We start from the raw sequence: 17,542 nt of genomic DNA, 5'->3' as shown, positions 1-17,542 counted from the left end.
TGCGCTTTCGGCCGCTCTTGCCGCGATTCGATCCAGCAGCGATGCCGAAGGGTGACCCCGTGTGCGGGTCACAGCAGGCCCGCAGGCTAGCCTTCGGTTCTGCCGGTACCCTCTGCGGCATCCCGGACATACGCCAGGCACGCCTGTCTGATTTTCGGATCGGCAATCTTTGAGAACAAATCCAAAAGTTCTAACGTCTGCGCGCACCTAAAGTCGCCATTAAAGTTTTTCGAATCGTCGGCAGCACTGTAAAATACATCCGCCGAAACACCTAGGGTATGTGCTATTCGTTGCAATCTGAGGAGGGCGGTGGAATATTCCATCTCTCTTCCTAGCAGCATCAGGCCGGGTTGAATTCTACACATTTGCGCTGATTGATATCATTACCCCCATCGCAAAATAATCCGCCTGCGCAAATCACAATTGTGTCATTTGACATAGCGACCGGGCGCGGATCAGCTGCGGTTTTATAACCTATGTCAAACGATTACACCCAGGTCTGAGATGGAAGCTCAGACGTAGGAAAGCGCAGCCCGATGGTATCTATGACTGCGTCGGTGCCAGCTTTGCGGGCAGCCGGGTTGATCGGTATTTGGAATACGGACGTCGCCGCAGGTCGCTCCGTGCTTGATGAAGGCGCTGCTGCCGTGTTGGCCGGCAATGCCAGCCTCGCCGGCCAGCCGCTTCCCCTCGAAGCCGCGCTCGGACGTACACATCCGGACGACCGAGATTGGGTCTTTGAGCGTATTCGTCGCGTCCGGCGAACCGGTGGCCCGTTCTCGGCTGAGTTCCGGGTCCTGACCGAGTCGGGCGAGGTGCGCTGGATCCTCAACCGAGGCACCCTTTCGCACAACGAGAGCGGCGTGATGCAGGGCCTTGGTGCCTACATCGATACTACGGACAGCCACCGCAGGTCCGCGATCTCGGCAGCCCTGCTCACGACAGTTGTTGAGGATCCGCTGTTCGTGGCCGCCGATCACTGCCTGGAGGCGCACACGGCGCTCAAGCAGGGTACTCTTGTCGATCTGCGCACCCTCTCCGAAACGCTGCTGATAGGCATCGGTCGAGCCATCGCTCGGCGTCGGTTAGATTGATGTGCTGAGAGGTCGCGACGGGTTGGCCCCGGCTGTCGCTTCGCGGTGGCTCGGCCCATACCCTCTGAGATCCGGGCTGCGATCCGCGGCCTTCAACTCGAAACCCTCTGCGCCTGCATCCTGTACCCGCAGGGCATGCGGTATGGGCGCACCCGAGCGTCACGCCCGTTTCGCGGGATAGCCGAGGTGGTAGACCATCTGCCCGTGCGGCCGCCCACAGCTCTCACCGCGGCCCTGCGCTCGGCCGAAGCGGATCGCCATCGACAACTCGCGCCAGTCGATCGGGTAGAAGAAGCGGTGCTCGGGCCGGATCGGCATGGTGCCGGCACTGTGCCACCCATGGTGAAGAAAGCGTATCAGTGAGGCGCCTTCACGGATCGCATGAAAGCACTCATCGGAACGCAGGCGGCTGCGGCTGCCTCAGTCGTTCGCCAGAAATCAGTCATGCCACTGGGCCTAGGTCAAATCCCGATCCTGCCCGACTGGCTGCTGGAGGCCGACGATGCCGGGGACAACGCGAGCGATTGACGCCCTGTACCTTGGCCACGTTTGAGAAGAGCCGCGAGAGCCGGGCGGCCATGCACCCTTAGGCCGCAACTCAGAGTGGGCGCGGGACATTGGGACAATACAGCCGCTTGGCATCCCAAGGTCTTTTCATGTTGTTGATCTCATCCCTAGTAGCAGGCACGTTCGTGCTCGCCACGTCGTTCTCGCTCATCGCGGTGCTGACGGACTGAAGGTGCCCGCTCACCGCCTCAGTTCTTGAAGATCCGGGGCTCGCCCTCTGCAAACGCTGCACGCTGTTCAGTGCACCACTGTTGCTCGCCGACCTCTTTCACCTCGGCGTAGCGCCGGGACAGTTCGTCTTTGAAGGCGGCATTGGCCTGTTCCTGGCCGAGCACCTTGGTGGCCACGTCACGCGCCGTCTGAGAGATCCGCAAGGCGGTCGTACCGTCGATCGCATAGTGCTTGCCGCAGAACGTGATGATCGCCGACTGCGCGCTGGCGGCGCGAAGCAGGCCCAGGGCTTGCTCATCCTGACTTTGCGCGTGAACGGGCGCGACGTGCACACCGACGGCAAGGGCCAGGGCTACGAGGGCTCGGCTGCGCACGACCGTCTCTCCGGCAATCGCCAGCACATCGAGATGATCGCCGGCGGCAAGCCCCAACGTAGACGATCTGTTCCAAGCTACGCCAGGATCTCGGAGTTAGGCCGGCGTTACCTCATCGCCTGTGGGGTCCGTGATGGGGTGCCGGAGAACGTAGCAGGCGTCAGCGGGCAACCGGGATGGCTTCGGCGGTGGTATATCGTGTAGCCACCGGTAGGAGTGAAGTTGCCGGCGATGGTCACCTGGCCGGGGCAGGCGGGGCAGCGCCTGGAAGCTGCACCATAGATCGTGCGTGCCTCCGTCAAGCTAACGGGCTGCCACGCCTCTTCGATCTTCACCTCGCAGGTTGGTTCTCTAACAGCCGGCATGCTGCGTTCAGTGTGCCGCTGCTACGTCATGCCGAGAACGTGCAAACAGGCTGGCGCCGATCGTGGCCCCCGCCGCTCGGATAAGACTCGCCTCCGCGCAGGTAGAGGCTACACGCAGGTCTAGTGGTTGCAGCCGCTCCGTCTCGGCACAGTAGGCAGCAACCCGCGCGCGCCCGTGCTCGGGTAGGGCAGACAGCAAGCGGTCGCGCTCGCCATCGTCTGCGCGGTAGAGGGACGAAATCAGTCCGATCGGCACTGGGTACCGCGCCAAGAACGCTGCCGTTGGCCAGGGTAAAGCTGCCATAGGATCCTCGCCGCTTCGCTGCTGCAGCAAGGGTCCGCCGATATGGTTAACGGCTCGTTTCCGTAGCGATTTGATACGGGTACCGGAAGCATCTGGGGGAAGCCCCAAATGCTCTACAGTGTCAGGCGAAGTGCATCGGCAGGGCGAGGCTGACGAGGGCAACGTACGCGCCGACGAGGAAGGCACCAGCCGGGACGACAACACCGCTGAGCAGGACGAGGCGGGATGAGAGGGGCATGACGATCTCCAACAAGGTGGGCGGCGGCTGCCGTCGTTGAGGAAGATCTATGCTCAAGCTCCCCGGCTCGATGTGCTGTTGGACACCGTCTGATTGCTGCAGGCGTAGGAATGATTGTGAGCCGAGAGCCAAGAGCGAGCAGATGTCCCAACCCCTCAGGTTGGGCGAGCGCGCGCTGACTATAATGGCTCGATTGGCAGACAGGTCTGCTGCGAGCCAACGGATATCTTAATCCAGATTGATTTGAGCTCTTTCGTCGTCCTAAATTTCGTATAACCCTCAAATCAAGTATTGCGCCACATAGCAGATAATGCGATCACAACGTCAGTTCGCGGACGGGTGTATTTTGCCGTCCAGGATTGATTCCATGCAGGTTATAATTTCACCCAGCCCGCAGCGACGTGGGCCGATCACGCATCATCGTACTGTAGCTGTTGCTAACGTACGATGGTTTCGCGCTATGGCGTGGCGCGCTCTGCGTGATGGTCAACCGCATGGAGAACTGCGCGCAGCCAACGCGCGGGCAGCTGCCGGCATCGTGCTGCGTCAGGCAAAACGGCACGCTGTCATCAACCGGCTGGTGACCGATGCGCTGGCGATCGGAGGGTAATCACTCGATCCCCTTGCGCCCCGCCTTGCAGCGATCTGCTCGCTCGGCCGGTGAACTGGTTCGAAGCTCATGGCGCGCCTGCTCAAGGTACTCCTGTCGCTCAAGCTCCGACAGGCAGGCGACGTTGTGGCCCTGACGGGCCTCGCGGTCGGTGAACCCTGCATCCCACGCGCGGTCGTCATGGTTCTTGGCGATAAACGTGCGCTTGGCGCGCGCCAGCACGTCGTCTTCGGTGGGCTCGCTCATGGCTTAGCTCCCGTCCAGCCAAAAGCTTACTGGAATGGCGCGGCCCGTGCGAACCGATATCCGCGGTGAACGGCGGCTTTTGTGAGCTCCCGGCCCTGTGCCAGCTGCTGATCGAGCGTACGGCGCACGATGCCGAAGGAGACCGCATCCGCATTGCGGATCTGCCGGGCGTCGTGGATCGCTTTGCGTATCAGGCCAAGGTCGATGACGGGTGCTGGGCGTTCTCCGACCGGAACGCTTAGCACTACCGTCGCGCGGACCCGCTACCTCGCACCGCTCCTGCGGGGCGTCTTACCCACCGGCAAGCCGGCGCTTCGCGGTTAGCTATCTTAGCCAAGGCCATGGATCAGGCTGCCGATCGGATCGAAACGGTCGGCAACCTTCGGAGCTGCTTCGAGTGCAGGGACTTGCTCATCCCTAGCGAGTGATCTCGACGCACTGCGGGCCAGTGAGGCTGGGCGCAAGTGGGGCCGACGCTGTGCCATCTTGTGTCGCCGCGGCGCCGCAGGCTTCCGCAGCTGTTCCGGTGATGCTGGTGCCAGTGATGCCACCGGCTTGGATGCCGCGAGCTCGGACGCGATCAGCTGAGGAGCTACGGGCCTACCCTCGGCCGCCTGAGCGGTCGTAATCGGCGTTGGACAAGGCGCTGAGGGCGCTCGCAAGTGCCGGCGGATCGACTCAATCCTCGTCATCGTCCTCACGGCGTAGGCGCTCGTCGCGACGGAGCGGATCGCGCCGCCCTTCGCGGAACTCCTCACGACGGTCCTCGCGGCGCATTTCATCTCGGTCGCGCTCGCGCGATGAACGCGGATCGACCCTCACCCCACCCGGTCCGATATCAATGCTCTGCGCGGAAGCCGGCAGGCTTGGGACGGTGAAAAGGCCGACTGCAATGAGCCCACCAGCAATGATATTCCTCACGACGGTATCCTCCAAAGCTCGGGCAGTAACGGACCTGGCAGGTTCGCGTTCCACTCAGGCCGCCACCCACTACGGTCGCCTACGGCGCCTGCACCAGGGTGGTACGGCAGATGGCACTCATCACCACCGTCACGATCGAGGCTCAAACCCAATCGACGAACTCGACGCCGACCTGCCCCTCCTCACGCCACACGGTTCGGCACCGGCGCAGATTACCAGATAGGTAGGTCTGAAGCTCAAATTGGTCTGGCACCGTCACACAGCCTGACACCAGCAGCCGCGCTCCACCAACGGAGATATCGGCGACAGAGCACCCGGTCATCCACCCGTCGTGCGAGATGACCGCCGATCTGGATACGGATTGGCGATGGGAACGTGGAAGAACTGCGGTCATTAAGCGGGTCTCAGCGGCGTTGTACGCTAAGAGTAGGTCTGAAAGGTTGCCTAATAGCCGTTGTAGAGGGCGTCATTAGGCTAAGCTGTGTATGAGCCATGGATAAGAGGTGGCCGGCGGGCGAGCTCCGTTCCGGATCCGGAACTGCAGCACTCGCCAGCAGGCATAGCCCCCCTCCTGCGCGACCAATCTCAGCGTCGGTTCGTCAGACTGAAGTGCGCGAAACCGGTCAGCGCCGCGAGGCCAAAGGCAAGGGAGCGGTTGGCCTGAACGAAGTCAGCAGCTCGCTCTCCAAAGTGTCGCAGATCGTTGCCCAGCGGCGAGCCTGTCAGGATGCGCTCGGCACGGTCTCGGTTCTCCTCGCGGGTGTTGATCGAGACCTCGAACGCGTCGCCCTGCCGGTCGATGTCAATGCTGTTGCGGGCAAATCCCGCGCGAGCGAGGCGGTCGCGCGCGGATCGTGCTGCCTTGAGGGATGGGAACGTCACTGAAGCTAAGGTGCTGTCCGACATCATTTTCCTCCGCGGTGCGGGTCGAAACTCGTCGGCGCTAAGCCGGTTTCTTCCAAGCCAGAACCAACAGGAGCAGGACGCACTGGGGTGCACCTACGAGGGGGCAGAATGCTTCCGGGGTACTGTCGCCTGTTTGCAATCCTCAAACGTCCGTTTCTCGCTTCACGATCGCGTCCTCATCGGTACCCTACTGCGTCAGGCCGACCTCCGGGCCTTCAGCGGGGTCTGAAGGCGCCTTGGGGGTGATCGGCGGAAGGGACTGTTGCTCGGCACCGACCTGAGCCCAGCGCTCTGCGTCGTACTCGGTGTTGGCGAGATCCTGCGTGTTGGCGGTCAGCGGCTTGTCGGACATCGAGCGCTCTCCGTGTTTGAGAGAAACACGGTGAGTGATGGCTAAGGTCCGTGACGCCGTGATCCGAGCCAGCCACCAGGCCGCTGCCGATGCCCTTCAGGCGCTGGCCGAGTGCTTGCCGAGATAGCTACGTTCGAACGGCCTTACGGTTTGCTGTCCCCGGACCCGCAACACGAGCCGGGTCGTCCTGCCGGCAGATTGAGCAGAACCGCATCCCCGAGGGGAGCACGCAGCTCGGGGCGGCCACCGCAGCATTCCTCCATCAGGTACGCAACGAGCTCGCCCAGTGCCTCGGGAACGGCCGTGTAGATCACCGATGTCGCCTGACGTCGCGACCGGGCTAGGCCGGCCTGTTCAAGCTGCGCCAGGTGGAACGACATCGTCGAGGGCGTACCTTCGACCGCAGCAGCGATGCGTCCAGCGGCCAAGCCGACTGGGTGGCTCCGCAGAAGCGCGCGCAGGACCTGCAAACGCGTTCCCTGGGCCAGGGCGGACAGTACGGTTAAAGCCTTATCGTCGTTTAGCATGCGTTCATGTTTCGATTGATATCGAAATTGGAGTTGTTACAAACAGCTTGGCCGTAGTGACCTGGATCTGATCACATTATGCGCGATATTTTTCAAGAAAATTCGCCAGAGGTCTGCCAGACAAACAACGCGGGACTTTCACCGGTTCTTTCGGAGCCCCTGACTTCTTCGTTACGAGAGTACTTTAGCGGCATTGAGCAAGAGCCTTTGCCGGTAGCACTGGCGGAACTCGTCACTCGGTTCGAGACGGCGTTCGCTCGGACTGGGCGGACGGTCGCGAATGAGTTCCGCGACGATCTGGTGAAGGCACTGCCAGCCCTGCGCACCTTTGCGCTCTCGCTCACCGGCGACGTGAGCCGTGCCGACGACCTCGTGCAGGAGACGTTCGCACGCGCCTGGACGAAGTGGCACCACTTCACTCCCGGAACGAACTTCACGGCTTGGCTATTCACGATACTGCGTAACCAGCTCTACACCGAGATGCGGAAGCGCAAGCGTGAGATTGAGGACGCTGATGGGGTCCAAGCCGGCAAGCTGACGGCTCTGGCAGATCAGGAAGATGCCAGCACGCTCAAGGTCGTCTGGGACAAGATTGGTAGGTTACCATCGACCCAACGCCAAGCCCTCCTCTTAGTCGGCGCCGAGGGTCACACCTACGAAGAAGCGGCGGCGAAGCTCGGGTGTCAGGTCGGCACGGTCAAGAGCCGTGTCAGCCGAGCGCGTGCAGTCTTGGTTGAGCAGCTTGGGACGCAGGACCGGCGTGTGTCGGCCTGAGGCGCCACCCACCGCCGCAATCGTAAGCATCTCACCCTGCGCCGCCGCGCGGTAAGATCCATGAGGATGGCCTTGTCTGAGATCGAGCGTCGCTACGTTCTGGCCGCCACAGGGGTGCAGTCGGTCGAAATCACCGACGGTGGTGATACGTTGGCCGTTCAATTGTACGAGGCGGATGGCGGTGAGACCTGCGTCCTGCTGCCGATTGGTGTCGTGGGTGAGCTGCTGTTCCAGCTCGCAGAAACGATGGTCGCCAGCCCCCAGAGCGCGTCACAGTCGTCTCGGTGACAGAATGCTCGTGAGGGACGATCCGGTCCTGATCGCGGTGGCTGTCCTCCAGGCTTGCTGCCATACCGTCGAACCGGACGTCGAGTTTGAACTCTGGCAGGTCGATGGTGGGGAGTGGGTCTCGCTCAGCGCCTTGCTAGCACTGGCTGTGCATCTGGGTCTGCGGGAAGGACCCGGCCGAACGCAGTAGCCTCCTGTAAGTCGACCCTCCCGATCCTTGGGAACTTCGTCGACCAGTTCCTTGGCCACGTCGATTGGGTATCTCTCTAGGGGCTACTCTAAGGTCGAAAGCCGCACCCTACTGCCCGAGCCGTCGAAGCATCTGCCGGTGCAGCGCCTCTGCCTCCCGCAGCTCGGCGTTGGTGGCCCGCACCATGTCGCGGAGTTGCACGAAGGCCGCCCGCATCTGCCGCTTCATGGCCATGTGAGCCGCCGAGCGCCGGCCGTGGGTCAGAGGCGCCTTCCTGGCACGCTCACGCCCCTCCAGCGTCCTCGGCGCTGTGCTGGCACCCCCATGCATCCGGCAGCGCCCGTTCGGCATGGCCGGGCATTGGCAGGAACCGCCCGCTCCGGTCTTGGCTCCACACCGAGCCGCCTCGCGGGCCCGAATTAAAGCGCCCCGCCAATCGGGTTCATAAGGTGGTTTGTCGAAATCAGGCTGCACCCCGCCCCCCTCTTTTCCGCCGTCCGGCCCCTCCCCCCACCTGCTGCTGGCCACCGATCACGGCCTGGCCCCCCTCGCCGACGTAGTTGTGCTGAACAACCACCGTCTGCTGTCCGCCTGCTCGCACCCGCTGCAGGGTCTGCATTCCGGGCTGGAACGACCCGTTCATCCGGGCCACCGCGCCCGCCATCCGGGCCGCCTCGACGCACGCCGCCTGCTTGGCCGTGCCCATCGTCCTGTCCGCGATATCGAGCTGCTGGCCCATGACGGCTGCCGCCTTCATCGCCAGGACGTGCGTGGTCGCGAGTTGATGGGCGAGCTTCCGCTCCAGGGCATCACCGGCCTAGATCGCGTCGGCGGTGTCGAGGGCGAGTTCGAGCGAGCCCGTGTTCTTGGCTAGGTCGAGCCGGTCGCGGCTGGCGTCCGCCGCAACCGCATCCAGGCTCACCAGCGTGTCGAGGATGGCCGGCAGGGTCCTGGTGGCGAAGTCCTCGCCCGGCACGAGCTCGCCGCCCACAGTACGCTTCGGAGCCTCCACAGGCGCCCGCACGGTCGCCTCCTGCCGATCGGCGTAGCCCGACGGTCCTCCGCGCTCCTCGACGCGGCAGCGTGAGGCACCGAGGAGGGCATCTCCGGATCGTAGCCCCGTCATGATTATCCCCATCGAAGATGCTGGCCGAAGCAGTCAGCCAGATATCACACCGGCCAACAGAAAGCTCATCGTCAAGGTGAGGTCTGCGCTGATTGATTAAATCATTTATCAGTAGGGCAGCTTGTCATTATCGATGAGGTGTGCGCGGATGCGGCGTCAAAGATCTGGAGCTAATGACGTGGACGAAAACGCAGAGACCATCGACGCTCCGGCCGTCGATTTCATCGAACTGACGGCTGATATTGTCTCGGCCTACGTCTCAAAAAATTCTGTCCGACCTGGTGACATGCCGGAGCTGCTTGCCAGCATTCACGGCGCGTTAACTGCGCTCAGACAGGGCAGCGCACCCGAAGCGCCAGCGGTCGACAAGCCCACCCCCTCGCAGATCCGGAAGTCGATCACCCCTGACGCGTTGATCAGCTTTGTCGATGGCAAGCCGTACAAGACGCTGAAGCGCCATCTCAGCGGCGCCGGTATGACGATCGAGCAGTACCGGGAGCGCTACGGTCTGCCGCGCGACTATCCCTCGACGGCCGCCAGCTACTCCGAGCAGCGTTCGAAGCTCGCCTTGGCTCTCGGTCTTGGCAACCAGCGCAAGAAGGCCGCTCCGAAGGCTTCCGACCCCACTGAGACCGTCTCCGACAAGCCGAAGCGTGCCGGGCGGCCGCGGAAGGCTAAGGACACTGCTGAGGCGTAGAGCACTGGTAGTTGAAAGGGTTACGGGATCGGTGCCGTCATCTCGACGGCGCCGTTGGGCGTGAACCGTTCAAGTCGGGGGCCTGGCTTATCGGTTTCGCCTTCCAACCGATCTAGTCGGGCATTGATGGCCTCGATCCACTCCGCGTTGGTACACGTGCCCAGGAGTGGTTCGAGGATCCCTGCAAGATCGCTAGCGAGCGCGTCCCGGTTCATGTCGCTGAGCCGGCCGCCGCTCTCCTCAAAGGCTGTAGCGGCGGCCTCCCCCATAGAGCGTGCCTGATCCGCCCCTGATGGACCCACTATCTCGACGCCTTCCTGAGATCGCTTCGTCAGCATCAGCTTACCCAGTAGCTTCCCGTCCCGCCGATGGCCCCATGAACCACCGTGGCGCTCAAACCGTTGCAGGATGAATTCCGTCCGGTAGCGGGAGGCCTCCGTGGCTAAATCGAAGCAGATGGTCGACGCGCTGGTACGCGATCGGCAGGGTAGCACCATTGCGGCGACAGCTGCACTGGGCGGCATCGCGCTAATCGTCGGTCTCGCGCTGAAGGCGCTTCCAGGTCGCGCCCCTGTATCAGACACGACACCTCCGTCCCCGGAAGCAAAATCGCCTACGACTCCCCGCACACCGTTCGATCATTCTGAGGTCGGCGAGGACGAGGCCCGAACGATGCTCCGCGCCATGGTGGCTGCCACGATGGCTGATGGGCTGATGGATGCGGGAGAGCGAGAGCGTCTCGATGGTGCCCTCTCTGCTGCCAAGATCGGCCCTGCTGGTCTTGCATGGCTGGATAAAGAATTGGCCGATCCGGCAGACGTGGATGAGCTCGCGGCGGGGGTGAGCAGTCCACAGCAGGCGGCTCGCATCTACGCGGCCGCTCGCCTGGCGATTGAACCAGACACTCTACAGGAGCGGCAGTTCCTTAAGATGTTGGCTGAGGCACTGGATGTTCCGGCCGAGGCCATGGTCCGGCTCGATAACGAACTGGCGGCCTGACAACGAAGGCATCCCCGACAATCGCTACGGCAAGCGATGGTGCCTCGCGGTCCAGGGGTAGCGCGGGTTGACCGGAGTACGGAAATTAGAACCCAGACGGCTACCGCGCAGCGCGACGTGAATGGCAGCAGTTGGGTCGAGCGCAACGCACGATCTATAAGAGCTTAGCTTCGACACGATCCTGACCAAAATCCGCCTGAAGCCGCTTACCAGACGGAATTTTTGCTAGGATTTTAGCGATATGAGAACGTAACCTATGCTTGCTTATATCTATGGTGGCATCAGCTATTGCGAAAAGCCGATCAGGCACCGCAATCATTACTGCCTCCTGGATCATTGATGATTTAATAATTACTTTAAGCTTGTTTAGTTAAATTTAAAATTGAGCAATTGCGAGATTGCTTATTAGCGCGTTTTTTTGATATAAGACAAGCCGGAATAAGTACCCAGAAAGGCCGATTGGATACCTTTATTTGCCCCCCCGCCATCCTTAGCATGAAGTCGAACTACGTAGGCCGACGTGCCAGCCGCTCCGCGTAATGATCGTGCTTCAAGGAGCTTGGCAGTGTCCACACGGTTCTTTTTCGATGTGACAAACGGCGACGAAACCATCCGAGACGAGGTTGGCGTCGAAGGTGTAAGCCTTGATGAGGTGCTCGCCGAAGCACGAGTTGTCGTCGCCGAAATGGCGTATGACGTCATCAAAGTTGATCCGGATGCGTCGTGGGCACTCATCGTGCGAGATGAGGCTGGGTCGCCAATTGGGAGCATACCTATCGAGCAATGAGATAGGTTTTATGGCGTTTGCAAGAAGGTTTCAGCGATTTTGACAGCGAATTATATTTACGGGCGGTGGCGATTTGTCCAGAGTTGAACGTAGTTGTCATTGCTTAAAAATTAGACTCGACGAGTCTATAATCGGTCAATTATAGCCGTGTCAATACACTATTAATGACTAATTTTTCCTTTCTGGATTGTGTGGCTACGCCACCTTGCGTATCAGGGCGTCCAGGCCGTATCCGAATGTCTCTCCTCAGCAAAATCCGTCCGGTGTTAAAGGCTGACGGGACGTCCGACCTTCGCTTTGGAGCACTCCAGGCGGCTCTGGTGATGAGCCAGATCGCTTCCGAAGTTGAGCCCTCTTTCGTCGTTATCGATCGGCGCCCGCTAATCGGCCAATGCTTTCTCGCTTCCCTGCGCGATGCCCGGCCGAACCTGGCTTTCATGGGCTTCCCGAGCGTGGCCGCTTGGCAGGACTCGGCGGCATCGACCTCGACCAGTACCGTTCTGCTGTGCCTACCTGGCGGCAGCGCACCTCAAGCGGAACGGGATCAGATCGCTCGAGAGCTCGCCGAAATCCATGCCTACGCTCCGGGCGTGAGGGTGGCGGTCATGTCCGACTGCGAGAGTTCTGGTCAGATCGTTCAGGTGTTGAGGATTGGCGTCAAAGGCTACATCCCAACCAGCATCTCTCTGGAAGTGGCCATCCAGGCTCTGCAACTCATCCGCGCTGGTGGGGTCTACCTGCCGGCAGCGTGCATGATGGGCGTTCTAGCAGGGCTGGAAAGTACGTCGGACCAAGCCCCCGCAGATCACGCCTTCTCCCCTCGTCAGCTCAGCGTCGCTCGTGCCCTGCGTAAGGGCACGCCGAACAAGATCATCGCCTACGAGCTGAACATGTGCGAGAGCACCGTGAAGGTTCATGTCCGCAACATCATGAAGAAGTTGAAGGCAAAGAACCGCACTGAGGTCGCGTATCTCACGAACCAGTATTTCAGTAGGGAGCAATTATTATAGGAACCCGCTCCCCGAGTGCCTCTTGAAGGCGTTCGCTCGCCGAATGTACCCAACCACGGTCCGCGGATCCCGGTGGCCGGACTGATCCATGATCCGGGCGAGGTCGGCGCCGCGCTCGGCTGCTGTGGTGATGTAGCCGGCCCGCAGGGAGTGCGCCCCGAAGGTCGAGGCATCGAGCCCGGCGGCTGTGCAGTACCGCTTGATGATATCGGCCACGGCCTGGGTGGTGAGACGAGGCGGCTTTGCGGTCCCCGCATCTGGGGAGCGCACATTCCCTGACCGCGACACCGGCCGGAACACGGGTCCCTCGACGATACAGGCCGCATTCAGCCATTCCCGCACCAGGGCGACGGGCCGAATGAACCGGCCGTGCGGGATCGCCTTCTCCAAACCCCTGCCCTCTTGGTCCGTCTTCGACCGGCGCACCCGGACCCGCAGGCCTTCCGGATGCTCGACCAGGTCGGCGACATCGAGGGCCACGAGTTCGGACCGGCGGAAGGCTCCCGCGAATCCTAGCGCCAGCAGCGCGCGATCGCGCTTGCCCGTCAGGGTGTCGGGCGTGCGCATCAGCAGCGCAGCCAGGATCTCGGCTGTGGCAGCTGCTTTCTGGGTCGGCGCCACGCCCACCTTGCGCCGGGCGCCCTTCATCGCGGCGCGAACACCCTCGTCTTCTGTCGGATCGTCGGCGCCTGCCAGCTTGTGCGCGTACCGGATCGCGGCGATCCGCCGGCCCAGCGTCGAGGCTGCCCTCCCCTCCTCTGCCTGGGACACGATGAAAGCGGCCACGGCCTCCGGGTTCGCTGGTAGGGACCGAAGCCCGAACCGGGCGCACCAGTCCTGAAACACCCGGGCGTCCGAGGTGTAAGCCCGCACGGTCGCGTCGGCCTTGCTGGCCCGCTGGTAGGCGCGAACGAACGCCGCCGCTTCTACGGGAAGGCTCGCCAGCAACTCGGGCGCTTCGACGGACAGCATGTCAGGCGTCGTTCTCGGGCGCGAACACCTCGCCCTCCTCTGCCAAGCGCGCGTTGTCCTCGTCGGCTTGCAGATCACTCAAGGCGCGGTGCTCGGAGAGCAGCCGTCGCATCGTCCGATCGGCGTCCGAGCAGTCGGCCGGCTCTGGCGAGGTTGGGTCGCAGCCCTCAATCGTCTCGGTGGTCTGCTGATCAACCGCGGTGCGGTCCTTTCGACTGAGCTCCACTAGATCTCCCAGGCCCAGGTCGCGCGCGACATGCGCGGCGATCTCCTCACGCTTGGCGTGCAGCGCTAGAATGCGGGCCTCCGCCGGGTTTGCTGCATCCTGGCGACCAACCTCTCGAGCGAGGGCAAGCCGCCAACCGCGTGGGAGGGACGCACCACGCAGGCGCATCCGATCCGTGACGCTAGCAAGGACGAGCTGCCAGTGCTCTGGGCTCATCTCCGCAAGGGGTTTGCTGAGGCCGAGGTTACGAGCGGCGAGTTCGGCAGTCTCTTTCCATTCCGGCGAAAGCGCGAGCGTCTCCGTAGGAATGATGATGGGCGCATCTGGCATATCGGGCCACCTCCCGGTTGAACGCGGACGATACTAATCAGACCTGGCGCACGGTCGCCATCTGACGCGGATGCTAGTCAGTCCTAAACTTTCGAGAACGACCGTTATCGAAAGTTAACGTCGAACGTCCCGCTAGCAAGCCCGCAAGAAAATTTGATAAAAAGATTGCGAGTGATCGACACGTCTGTCGGTGCTCGTTGATTAGTCCGGCTTCGGCTTGCTGGTGAGTTCCGGTCGCGGCTCGCTGCGAAGCGCTGCCCGTACCATTTCGGCCAGGGTGTCGGCGTCGATCTCGATCAACACGCGCTCCGCACGGCCGAAGCCTATAAGGCCGATCACCGACACCGTGTCGTCCTTGGTCCGCTCGATGCTCGCGACCCGGACGTGACGCATCTCCCCGCGCTCGCCGACCCGGATCTTCACGCAGTACCTCGCTGTGAAAGATCGACAGCTTCGCATCGAGCGAGATTGATAGCTCGTAAGCTCGGGGGCCTGATCACTTGCTATGCCGCGCCACGAAATCGCGGATCGCCTCCTCGCAGATTTCCTGAATGGTCCGCTCCTGCTCGGCCGCGATGACCTTGAGCCGCTTGCGCGTGGCCGGGTCGATCCGCGTGAGGATCTGTACCCGAGCGTCGGTCTTGGCTTTCACTGACCGAGCGGAGGACATCGGGGGCTCGATAGCCGCGAGTGCTGGTTCGCCGGTATTGGTCGGTTCGCTATCGACGTTGGCAGCGGCGATCGGTGGATCCTTCCGAGTGAACCGGCCGGCCAGGCTGTTCAGGGTAGGGCGGGGCGCCTTGCTCATCGTGACTTCTCCCCGGCGGCCAGCACCGCCTCGACTTCCTTCCATAGCGCGGCGACTTCAGCCGCCGCCTTCCCATCCGGTTCGTGCTCGTTGACCGTCGAGCCGGTTAGGATTGCGTGAGACATGGCCACTCTGTTCGCCAGCGCGGTTGCTGCCACGGTCGCTCCCCTGGCGACAAACGCGGCTCTGGCCTCGGCCACGATCGCGGGCTCGGCTGATCCAGTCCGAGCCGGCGCGTGGTTGATGACCGCGAGAGCCGCCTTGCCGACGCGTTGTGCCAGGTCGAGGGTCGAGGCGACCGCCGCCAAGTCTAGCGGCCCCGGCCGGGTTGGGACAAGCACGAGGTCAGCCGCCCGCATGGCCGCGAGGATCGAGTCCTCGGCGTGCGGTGAGGTGTCGATCATGATCCGGCCGAACCCCTCACGCCGGGCTCCGTCTACGAGGACGATATCGACGCGGTTGAACGCTGATGAGCTACCTGATCGCATCCGGGTGGGGCCTTGCCTCCCCCTTGAAGTGCTGCGGGGGCAGTGTGCAGCCATCGTGAATATGAAAGTGCGATAGCGCCGTGCGCCTCATCGGCGTGTAGCCGCCCATGATCATTATCAGTCCGCCACAGGCCGGGCAGCGTTTAACGGCGTCCCGGTGGCGGGCCTGAACCTCGTCGACCGGCATGGCCACCTACTTCCCGTCGGACAGGACTTCACAGGTGAAGGATGATGGCGCGGGCATAGCCAATCATGCTGGAGCCGCACCGTCGCCGCTAGGCCATCGAGATCACACCGGAGGTCGCTCGGCCCCGCCGCTCACTCCACTCGTAGATGGGGCAGGGTGCTCCCACATGCTGAGTATGATCACCTTCAAGCCGAACCCGCACAAGCTGCGGGTCACCCCATCCTTGAAGGAGCCGGGCCGGTTCGACTGGTCGGTCACGCGGGATGATGTGATCGTGCGTCAGTCGGCTCGGTCCTTCGGTTCGGAGGGAGCGTCAGAGGCGAACGGCGATGCGGCACTTCGAGAAATCACATCTCAATGGCTGAGTGAATGATAGGTGCGGACTGCTCGTAGCTGGCCGCCCCCAACGATTGCTCTCTCACAAAAATTGGCCGCCCAAGGCGCAGCCACGATCCACGAGGTGTTCGGCCTCAACGGATCGAAGCACTGCTCTTTGCCCACTCGGCGGCGATGATCGCCTTCCGCGCGTCTGCGTAGGCTGGCGATAGTTCTCCAATCTTCCGGAGGACGGTACGCATCATGTCAGAGCCGCCCGACGCTGCGAGCGCTCGGCCATGTCGTCGGATCGCTGTCCGATGATCCGACGCACTGGAGGCGCTTGGCGTCCGCTCGATGGCCAGGACCAAAGCTGCGACAGTACCGACCGCGGCATCAACCTCGGAGAGGCCTAGTCGGATACGTGGCGTCCCCTGCAACGGCATACAGCTCCCCGGAATGTAGGCGTGGTGTCCGGGGGTGTAGACGCAGGGGTCGTGCCGGACTCGCTAAGGAGCTACCTGCCGGCAGTCTACGGTGAGGCGCGTGGTGTTGAACGCGACGTGTTTACGGGAACCGCTGGTAAGGCTGAAGGCGAGGACGAGACTGCGCATTTCTGCATCGCGCTGACCGCGACCAGTCCCCTCGAATTACGCTGACAAGGCCTGGGCGCTATCGGTGGCGAAATCGAGCAGCCGTTGCGCCAGAAGCACCGCCGTCGCCGCATCGACCGCAGACGCATCTGCTCCAACCCGTTTGACGAGCTCAGGATGCTCAAGGAACACTGGCCCCCCAACCATGATCCCAATGGCTGGGTTGCAGGATGCTTCGCGCACGGAACCGATTGCAGTCGCAAGCTGATCGAGGCGCGTCCCGTCGCTGAGCGTCAGGCCGACGACATCGAACCATTCGTTCGCTACCAAAGTGGCGATCTCCTCGGAGCTGGATGAAAGCCCGATCGACACCGACCAACCTGCCCTGCGCAGGAACTGCTCGACGATCCGTACGCCGAACGTGTGCTGCTCCCCTGGAGCCCCCATCAAGAGTGCGCGACGTTCGCCGTCGAGTGAGAGTGCTGCTCCGTCGACCCGGAACCGAGCCACGAGGCGCTGAAGCCGAGCGACGCCGGTCGTTACCTCGAGGAAATCGCACAGATCTTCGTCCCACATCCGGCCCAGGAGAGCCGCGGAGGGCGCAAGGAGGTCGAGGAACAAGCGGTCGACCGGGTAGCCTTCCGTGACCAGCGCCGAGAAAGCCTCCACGACGGGCTGTTCATCCTGCGCGAGCGCCAGATCGGTGAAGGCAGCGACCTGCGCCACGTCCGGCTTGTACGCCGGTTTCGTGATCTCGGACACGAAACCACGATGGAGCAGCACCAGCTGGGGGATAATCGCGGCCTGGATGACCTGACCCAGTAGGAGGCAACGTTCCCGGGCAGCCTCGGCGGCGCGTTTGCGCGCATAGATTTGACGAGCCTGGGCCGCACGTTCGGGCTCCTGCGAGGCGCTCTCGCCCCACGGGCCTTCAGGCGTAGCGAGGTTCTGCATCTGCCCCCTCCCGGTGCTACTGCGTCACGGACCTTGCCGGCCTCTCGATCGCAGGCGGGCATCAAAGCTGGCGACGAGCACAATGTAAAGCTTGGCAATTCGTGTTATTCGCCCGCTCAAAAT

Annotated in this window: 29 protein-coding genes and 1 pseudogene; 10 read left to right on the top strand and 20 right to left on the bottom strand. The window is 62.6% G+C overall.

Annotated features, from left to right (window positions below):
- Positions 1 to 86: 86 nt before the first annotated feature.
- Positions 87 to 323, bottom strand: a complete 237-nt coding sequence (locus ACYQPG_RS31195; RefSeq protein WP_461232790.1) for a hypothetical protein — start codon at positions 321 to 323, stop codon at positions 87 to 89.
- 222 nt (positions 324 to 545) lie between these two features.
- On the opposite strand from ACYQPG_RS31195, the gene ACYQPG_RS31190 reads away from it, so the two are divergent.
- Positions 546 to 1,094: a PAS domain-containing protein gene (locus ACYQPG_RS31190; RefSeq protein WP_461232789.1), complete on the top strand. Its 549-nt coding sequence runs from the start codon at positions 546 to 548 to the stop codon at positions 1,092 to 1,094.
- Between the two features lie 159 nt (positions 1,095 to 1,253).
- Here the strand turns inward: ACYQPG_RS31190 and ACYQPG_RS31185 are convergent, their stop codons facing one another.
- Positions 1,254 to 1,412 (bottom strand): hypothetical protein, encoded by a 159-nt coding sequence (locus ACYQPG_RS31185; RefSeq protein ID WP_461232923.1) that lies wholly within the window; start codon positions 1,410 to 1,412, stop codon positions 1,254 to 1,256.
- A gap of 63 nt (positions 1,413 to 1,475) precedes the next feature.
- On the opposite strand from ACYQPG_RS31185, the gene ACYQPG_RS31180 reads away from it, so the two are divergent.
- Positions 1,476 to 1,622 (top strand): hypothetical protein, encoded by a 147-nt coding sequence (locus tag ACYQPG_RS31180; RefSeq protein WP_461232788.1) that lies wholly within the window; start codon positions 1,476 to 1,478, stop codon positions 1,620 to 1,622.
- Between the two features lie 227 nt (positions 1,623 to 1,849).
- Here the strand turns inward: ACYQPG_RS31180 and ACYQPG_RS31175 are convergent, their stop codons facing one another.
- Together ACYQPG_RS31175 and ACYQPG_RS31170 are read right to left on the bottom strand one after the other, a co-directional pair.
- Entirely contained in the window at positions 1,850 to 2,263 is a 414-nt protein-coding gene (locus tag ACYQPG_RS31175; RefSeq protein WP_461232787.1) for a hypothetical protein, read from the bottom strand.
- A 1,460-nt stretch (positions 2,264 to 3,723) separates the two neighbouring features.
- On the bottom strand, positions 3,724 to 3,969 hold the full coding sequence (locus ACYQPG_RS31170; protein ID WP_461232786.1) for a hypothetical protein: 246 nt from the start codon (positions 3,967 to 3,969) through the stop codon (positions 3,724 to 3,726).
- Positions 3,970 to 4,034: 65 nt separating this feature from the next.
- On the opposite strand from ACYQPG_RS31170, the gene ACYQPG_RS31165 reads away from it, so the two are divergent.
- A complete protein-coding gene (locus ACYQPG_RS31165) occupies positions 4,035 to 4,211 on the top strand; it encodes a hypothetical protein (RefSeq protein WP_461232785.1) in 177 nt (58 codons plus the stop codon).
- A 436-nt stretch (positions 4,212 to 4,647) separates the two neighbouring features.
- On the opposite strand, the gene ACYQPG_RS31160 is transcribed toward ACYQPG_RS31165, so the two are convergent.
- The 5 genes from ACYQPG_RS31160 to ACYQPG_RS31140 all read right to left on the bottom strand — a co-directional run bounded on the left by ACYQPG_RS31160 (position 4,648) and on the right by ACYQPG_RS31140 (position 6,675).
- Positions 4,648 to 4,890 carry a hypothetical protein gene (locus ACYQPG_RS31160; RefSeq protein ID WP_461232784.1) on the bottom strand — a complete coding sequence of 81 codons (243 nt, stop codon included), beginning with the start codon at positions 4,888 to 4,890 and terminating at the stop codon, positions 4,648 to 4,650.
- A 142-nt stretch (positions 4,891 to 5,032) separates the two neighbouring features.
- Positions 5,033 to 5,284, bottom strand: a complete 252-nt coding sequence (locus ACYQPG_RS31155; RefSeq protein ID WP_461232783.1) for a PilZ domain-containing protein — start codon at positions 5,282 to 5,284, stop codon at positions 5,033 to 5,035.
- Between the two features lie 191 nt (positions 5,285 to 5,475).
- Complete coding sequence (locus tag ACYQPG_RS31150) at positions 5,476 to 5,796, bottom strand: hypothetical protein (RefSeq protein ID WP_461232782.1); 321 nt, start codon at positions 5,794 to 5,796, stop codon at positions 5,476 to 5,478.
- A 187-nt stretch (positions 5,797 to 5,983) separates the two neighbouring features.
- Entirely contained in the window at positions 5,984 to 6,148 is a 165-nt protein-coding gene (locus ACYQPG_RS31145; RefSeq protein WP_461232781.1) for a hypothetical protein, read from the bottom strand.
- A gap of 143 nt (positions 6,149 to 6,291) precedes the next feature.
- On the bottom strand, positions 6,292 to 6,675 hold the full coding sequence (locus ACYQPG_RS31140) for an ArsR/SmtB family transcription factor (protein ID WP_461232780.1): 384 nt from the start codon (positions 6,673 to 6,675) through the stop codon (positions 6,292 to 6,294).
- Between the two features lie 78 nt (positions 6,676 to 6,753).
- On the opposite strand from ACYQPG_RS31140, the gene ACYQPG_RS31135 reads away from it, so the two are divergent.
- Together ACYQPG_RS31135 and ACYQPG_RS31130 are read left to right on the top strand one after the other, a co-directional pair.
- Entirely contained in the window at positions 6,754 to 7,449 is a 696-nt protein-coding gene (locus tag ACYQPG_RS31135; protein WP_461232779.1) for a sigma-70 family RNA polymerase sigma factor, read from the top strand.
- Positions 7,450 to 7,515: 66 nt separating this feature from the next.
- On the top strand, positions 7,516 to 7,737 hold the full coding sequence (locus tag ACYQPG_RS31130; RefSeq protein ID WP_461232778.1) for a hypothetical protein: 222 nt from the start codon (positions 7,516 to 7,518) through the stop codon (positions 7,735 to 7,737).
- 298 nt (positions 7,738 to 8,035) lie between these two features.
- On the opposite strand, the gene ACYQPG_RS31125 is transcribed toward ACYQPG_RS31130, so the two are convergent.
- The 4 genes and pseudogenes from ACYQPG_RS31125 to ACYQPG_RS31110 all read right to left on the bottom strand — a co-directional run bounded on the left by ACYQPG_RS31125 (position 8,036) and on the right by ACYQPG_RS31110 (position 9,053).
- A complete protein-coding gene (locus ACYQPG_RS31125; protein ID WP_461232922.1) occupies positions 8,036 to 8,161 on the bottom strand; it encodes a hypothetical protein in 126 nt (41 codons plus the stop codon).
- A gap of 63 nt (positions 8,162 to 8,224) precedes the next feature.
- Positions 8,225 to 8,401 (bottom strand): annotated as a pseudogene (locus tag ACYQPG_RS31120) (HGGxSTG domain-containing protein); the annotation flags it as partial.
- A complete protein-coding gene (locus ACYQPG_RS31115) occupies positions 8,391 to 8,684 on the bottom strand; it encodes a hypothetical protein (RefSeq protein WP_461232777.1) in 294 nt (97 codons plus the stop codon). The pseudogene ACYQPG_RS31120 and the gene ACYQPG_RS31115, both read right to left, overlap by 11 nt.
- A gap of 60 nt (positions 8,685 to 8,744) precedes the next feature.
- A complete protein-coding gene (locus ACYQPG_RS31110; RefSeq protein WP_461232776.1) occupies positions 8,745 to 9,053 on the bottom strand; it encodes a hypothetical protein in 309 nt (102 codons plus the stop codon).
- A gap of 178 nt (positions 9,054 to 9,231) precedes the next feature.
- Between ACYQPG_RS31110 and ACYQPG_RS31105 the strand changes: the two genes are divergently transcribed.
- Positions 9,232 to 9,750, top strand: coding sequence for a Ros/MucR family transcriptional regulator (locus ACYQPG_RS31105; RefSeq protein WP_461232775.1), 519 nt, complete (start codon positions 9,232 to 9,234; stop codon positions 9,748 to 9,750).
- A 20-nt stretch (positions 9,751 to 9,770) separates the two neighbouring features.
- Here the strand turns inward: ACYQPG_RS31105 and ACYQPG_RS31100 are convergent, their stop codons facing one another.
- On the bottom strand, positions 9,771 to 10,088 hold the full coding sequence (locus ACYQPG_RS31100; RefSeq protein ID WP_461232774.1) for a hypothetical protein: 318 nt from the start codon (positions 10,086 to 10,088) through the stop codon (positions 9,771 to 9,773).
- A gap of 100 nt (positions 10,089 to 10,188) precedes the next feature.
- Between ACYQPG_RS31100 and ACYQPG_RS31095 the strand changes: the two genes are divergently transcribed.
- From ACYQPG_RS31095 to ACYQPG_RS31085, 3 genes are all read left to right on the top strand, one after another.
- A complete protein-coding gene (locus ACYQPG_RS31095; protein WP_461232773.1) occupies positions 10,189 to 10,749 on the top strand; it encodes a tellurite resistance TerB family protein in 561 nt (186 codons plus the stop codon).
- A 565-nt stretch (positions 10,750 to 11,314) separates the two neighbouring features.
- Positions 11,315 to 11,536, top strand: a complete 222-nt coding sequence (locus tag ACYQPG_RS31090) for a DUF6894 family protein (RefSeq protein ID WP_461232772.1) — start codon at positions 11,315 to 11,317, stop codon at positions 11,534 to 11,536.
- 323 nt (positions 11,537 to 11,859) lie between these two features.
- Positions 11,860 to 12,546: a LuxR C-terminal-related transcriptional regulator gene (locus ACYQPG_RS31085; protein ID WP_461232771.1), complete on the top strand. Its 687-nt coding sequence runs from the start codon at positions 11,860 to 11,862 to the stop codon at positions 12,544 to 12,546.
- Here ACYQPG_RS31085 and ACYQPG_RS31080 read toward each other — a convergent pair.
- The 5 genes from ACYQPG_RS31080 to ACYQPG_RS31060 all read right to left on the bottom strand — a co-directional run bounded on the left by ACYQPG_RS31080 (position 12,541) and on the right by ACYQPG_RS31060 (position 15,370).
- A complete protein-coding gene (locus tag ACYQPG_RS31080) occupies positions 12,541 to 13,518 on the bottom strand; it encodes a site-specific integrase (protein WP_461232770.1) in 978 nt (325 codons plus the stop codon). The two genes, ACYQPG_RS31085 and ACYQPG_RS31080, sit on opposite strands and share 6 nt — an antisense overlap.
- 1 nt (position 13,519) lies before the next feature.
- Entirely contained in the window at positions 13,520 to 14,074 is a 555-nt protein-coding gene (locus tag ACYQPG_RS31075; protein ID WP_461232769.1) for a hypothetical protein, read from the bottom strand.
- A gap of 201 nt (positions 14,075 to 14,275) precedes the next feature.
- Positions 14,276 to 14,497, bottom strand: coding sequence for a hypothetical protein (locus ACYQPG_RS31070; RefSeq protein WP_461232768.1), 222 nt, complete (start codon positions 14,495 to 14,497; stop codon positions 14,276 to 14,278).
- A 73-nt stretch (positions 14,498 to 14,570) separates the two neighbouring features.
- Positions 14,571 to 14,882 (bottom strand): ribbon-helix-helix domain-containing protein, encoded by a 312-nt coding sequence (locus ACYQPG_RS31065; RefSeq protein ID WP_461232767.1) that lies wholly within the window; start codon positions 14,880 to 14,882, stop codon positions 14,571 to 14,573.
- Positions 14,879 to 15,370: a hypothetical protein gene (locus ACYQPG_RS31060; RefSeq protein ID WP_461232766.1), complete on the bottom strand. Its 492-nt coding sequence runs from the start codon at positions 15,368 to 15,370 to the stop codon at positions 14,879 to 14,881. Before ACYQPG_RS31060 ends, ACYQPG_RS31065 begins: the two co-directional genes overlap by 4 nt.
- A gap of 353 nt (positions 15,371 to 15,723) precedes the next feature.
- Between ACYQPG_RS31060 and ACYQPG_RS31055 the strand changes: the two genes are divergently transcribed.
- Positions 15,724 to 15,930: a hypothetical protein gene (locus ACYQPG_RS31055; protein WP_461232765.1), complete on the top strand. Its 207-nt coding sequence runs from the start codon at positions 15,724 to 15,726 to the stop codon at positions 15,928 to 15,930.
- A 592-nt stretch (positions 15,931 to 16,522) separates the two neighbouring features.
- Here the strand turns inward: ACYQPG_RS31055 and ACYQPG_RS31050 are convergent.
- Entirely contained in the window at positions 16,523 to 17,419 is an 897-nt protein-coding gene (locus ACYQPG_RS31050) for a cobalamin B12-binding domain-containing protein (RefSeq protein WP_461232764.1), read from the bottom strand.
- Positions 17,420 to 17,542: the final 123 nt, after the last annotated feature.

Source organism: Methylobacterium sp. CM6246, from assembly GCF_054818005.1.
The sequence above is the reverse complement of the archived record's forward strand: the minus strand, read 5'-3'. Positions and strand labels throughout refer to the sequence as shown.

Coding starts and splice junctions, on each gene's coding strand:
- ACYQPG_RS31195 (WP_461232790.1), bottom strand. CDS start 323: ATGGAATATTCCACCGCCCTCCTCAGATTGCAACGAATAGCACATACC.
- ACYQPG_RS31190 (WP_461232789.1), top strand. CDS start 546: ATGACTGCGTCGGTGCCAGCTTTGCGGGCAGCCGGGTTGATCGGTATT.
- ACYQPG_RS31185 (WP_461232923.1), bottom strand. CDS start 1,412: ATGCCGATCCGGCCCGAGCACCGCTTCTTCTACCCGATCGACTGGCGC.
- ACYQPG_RS31180 (WP_461232788.1), top strand. CDS start 1,476: ATGAAAGCACTCATCGGAACGCAGGCGGCTGCGGCTGCCTCAGTCGTT.
- ACYQPG_RS31170 (WP_461232786.1), bottom strand. CDS start 3,969: ATGAGCGAGCCCACCGAAGACGACGTGCTGGCGCGCGCCAAGCGCACG.
- ACYQPG_RS31155 (WP_461232783.1), bottom strand. CDS start 5,284: ATGACCGCAGTTCTTCCACGTTCCCATCGCCAATCCGTATCCAGATCG.
- ACYQPG_RS31150 (WP_461232782.1), bottom strand. CDS start 5,796: ATGTCGGACAGCACCTTAGCTTCAGTGACGTTCCCATCCCTCAAGGCA.
- ACYQPG_RS31145 (WP_461232781.1), bottom strand. CDS start 6,148: ATGTCCGACAAGCCGCTGACCGCCAACACGCAGGATCTCGCCAACACC.
- ACYQPG_RS31140 (WP_461232780.1), bottom strand. CDS start 6,675: ATGCTAAACGACGATAAGGCTTTAACCGTACTGTCCGCCCTGGCCCAG.
- ACYQPG_RS31135 (WP_461232779.1), top strand. CDS start 6,754: ATGCGCGATATTTTTCAAGAAAATTCGCCAGAGGTCTGCCAGACAAAC.
- ACYQPG_RS31130 (WP_461232778.1), top strand. CDS start 7,516: ATGGCCTTGTCTGAGATCGAGCGTCGCTACGTTCTGGCCGCCACAGGG.
- ACYQPG_RS31125 (WP_461232922.1), bottom strand. CDS start 8,161: ATGGCCATGAAGCGGCAGATGCGGGCGGCCTTCGTGCAACTCCGCGAC.
- ACYQPG_RS31115 (WP_461232777.1), bottom strand. CDS start 8,684: ATGAAGGCGGCAGCCGTCATGGGCCAGCAGCTCGATATCGCGGACAGG.
- ACYQPG_RS31110 (WP_461232776.1), bottom strand. CDS start 9,053: ATGACGGGGCTACGATCCGGAGATGCCCTCCTCGGTGCCTCACGCTGC.
- ACYQPG_RS31100 (WP_461232774.1), bottom strand. CDS start 10,088: ATGCTGACGAAGCGATCTCAGGAAGGCGTCGAGATAGTGGGTCCATCA.
- ACYQPG_RS31085 (WP_461232771.1), top strand. CDS start 11,860: ATGAGCCAGATCGCTTCCGAAGTTGAGCCCTCTTTCGTCGTTATCGAT.
- ACYQPG_RS31080 (WP_461232770.1), bottom strand. CDS start 13,518: ATGCTGTCCGTCGAAGCGCCCGAGTTGCTGGCGAGCCTTCCCGTAGAA.
- ACYQPG_RS31075 (WP_461232769.1), bottom strand. CDS start 14,074: ATGCCAGATGCGCCCATCATCATTCCTACGGAGACGCTCGCGCTTTCG.
- ACYQPG_RS31065 (WP_461232767.1), bottom strand. CDS start 14,882: ATGAGCAAGGCGCCCCGCCCTACCCTGAACAGCCTGGCCGGCCGGTTC.
- ACYQPG_RS31060 (WP_461232766.1), bottom strand. CDS start 15,370: ATGCGATCAGGTAGCTCATCAGCGTTCAACCGCGTCGATATCGTCCTC.
- ACYQPG_RS31055 (WP_461232765.1), top strand. CDS start 15,724: ATGCTGAGTATGATCACCTTCAAGCCGAACCCGCACAAGCTGCGGGTC.
- ACYQPG_RS31050 (WP_461232764.1), bottom strand. CDS start 17,419: ATGCAGAACCTCGCTACGCCTGAAGGCCCGTGGGGCGAGAGCGCCTCG.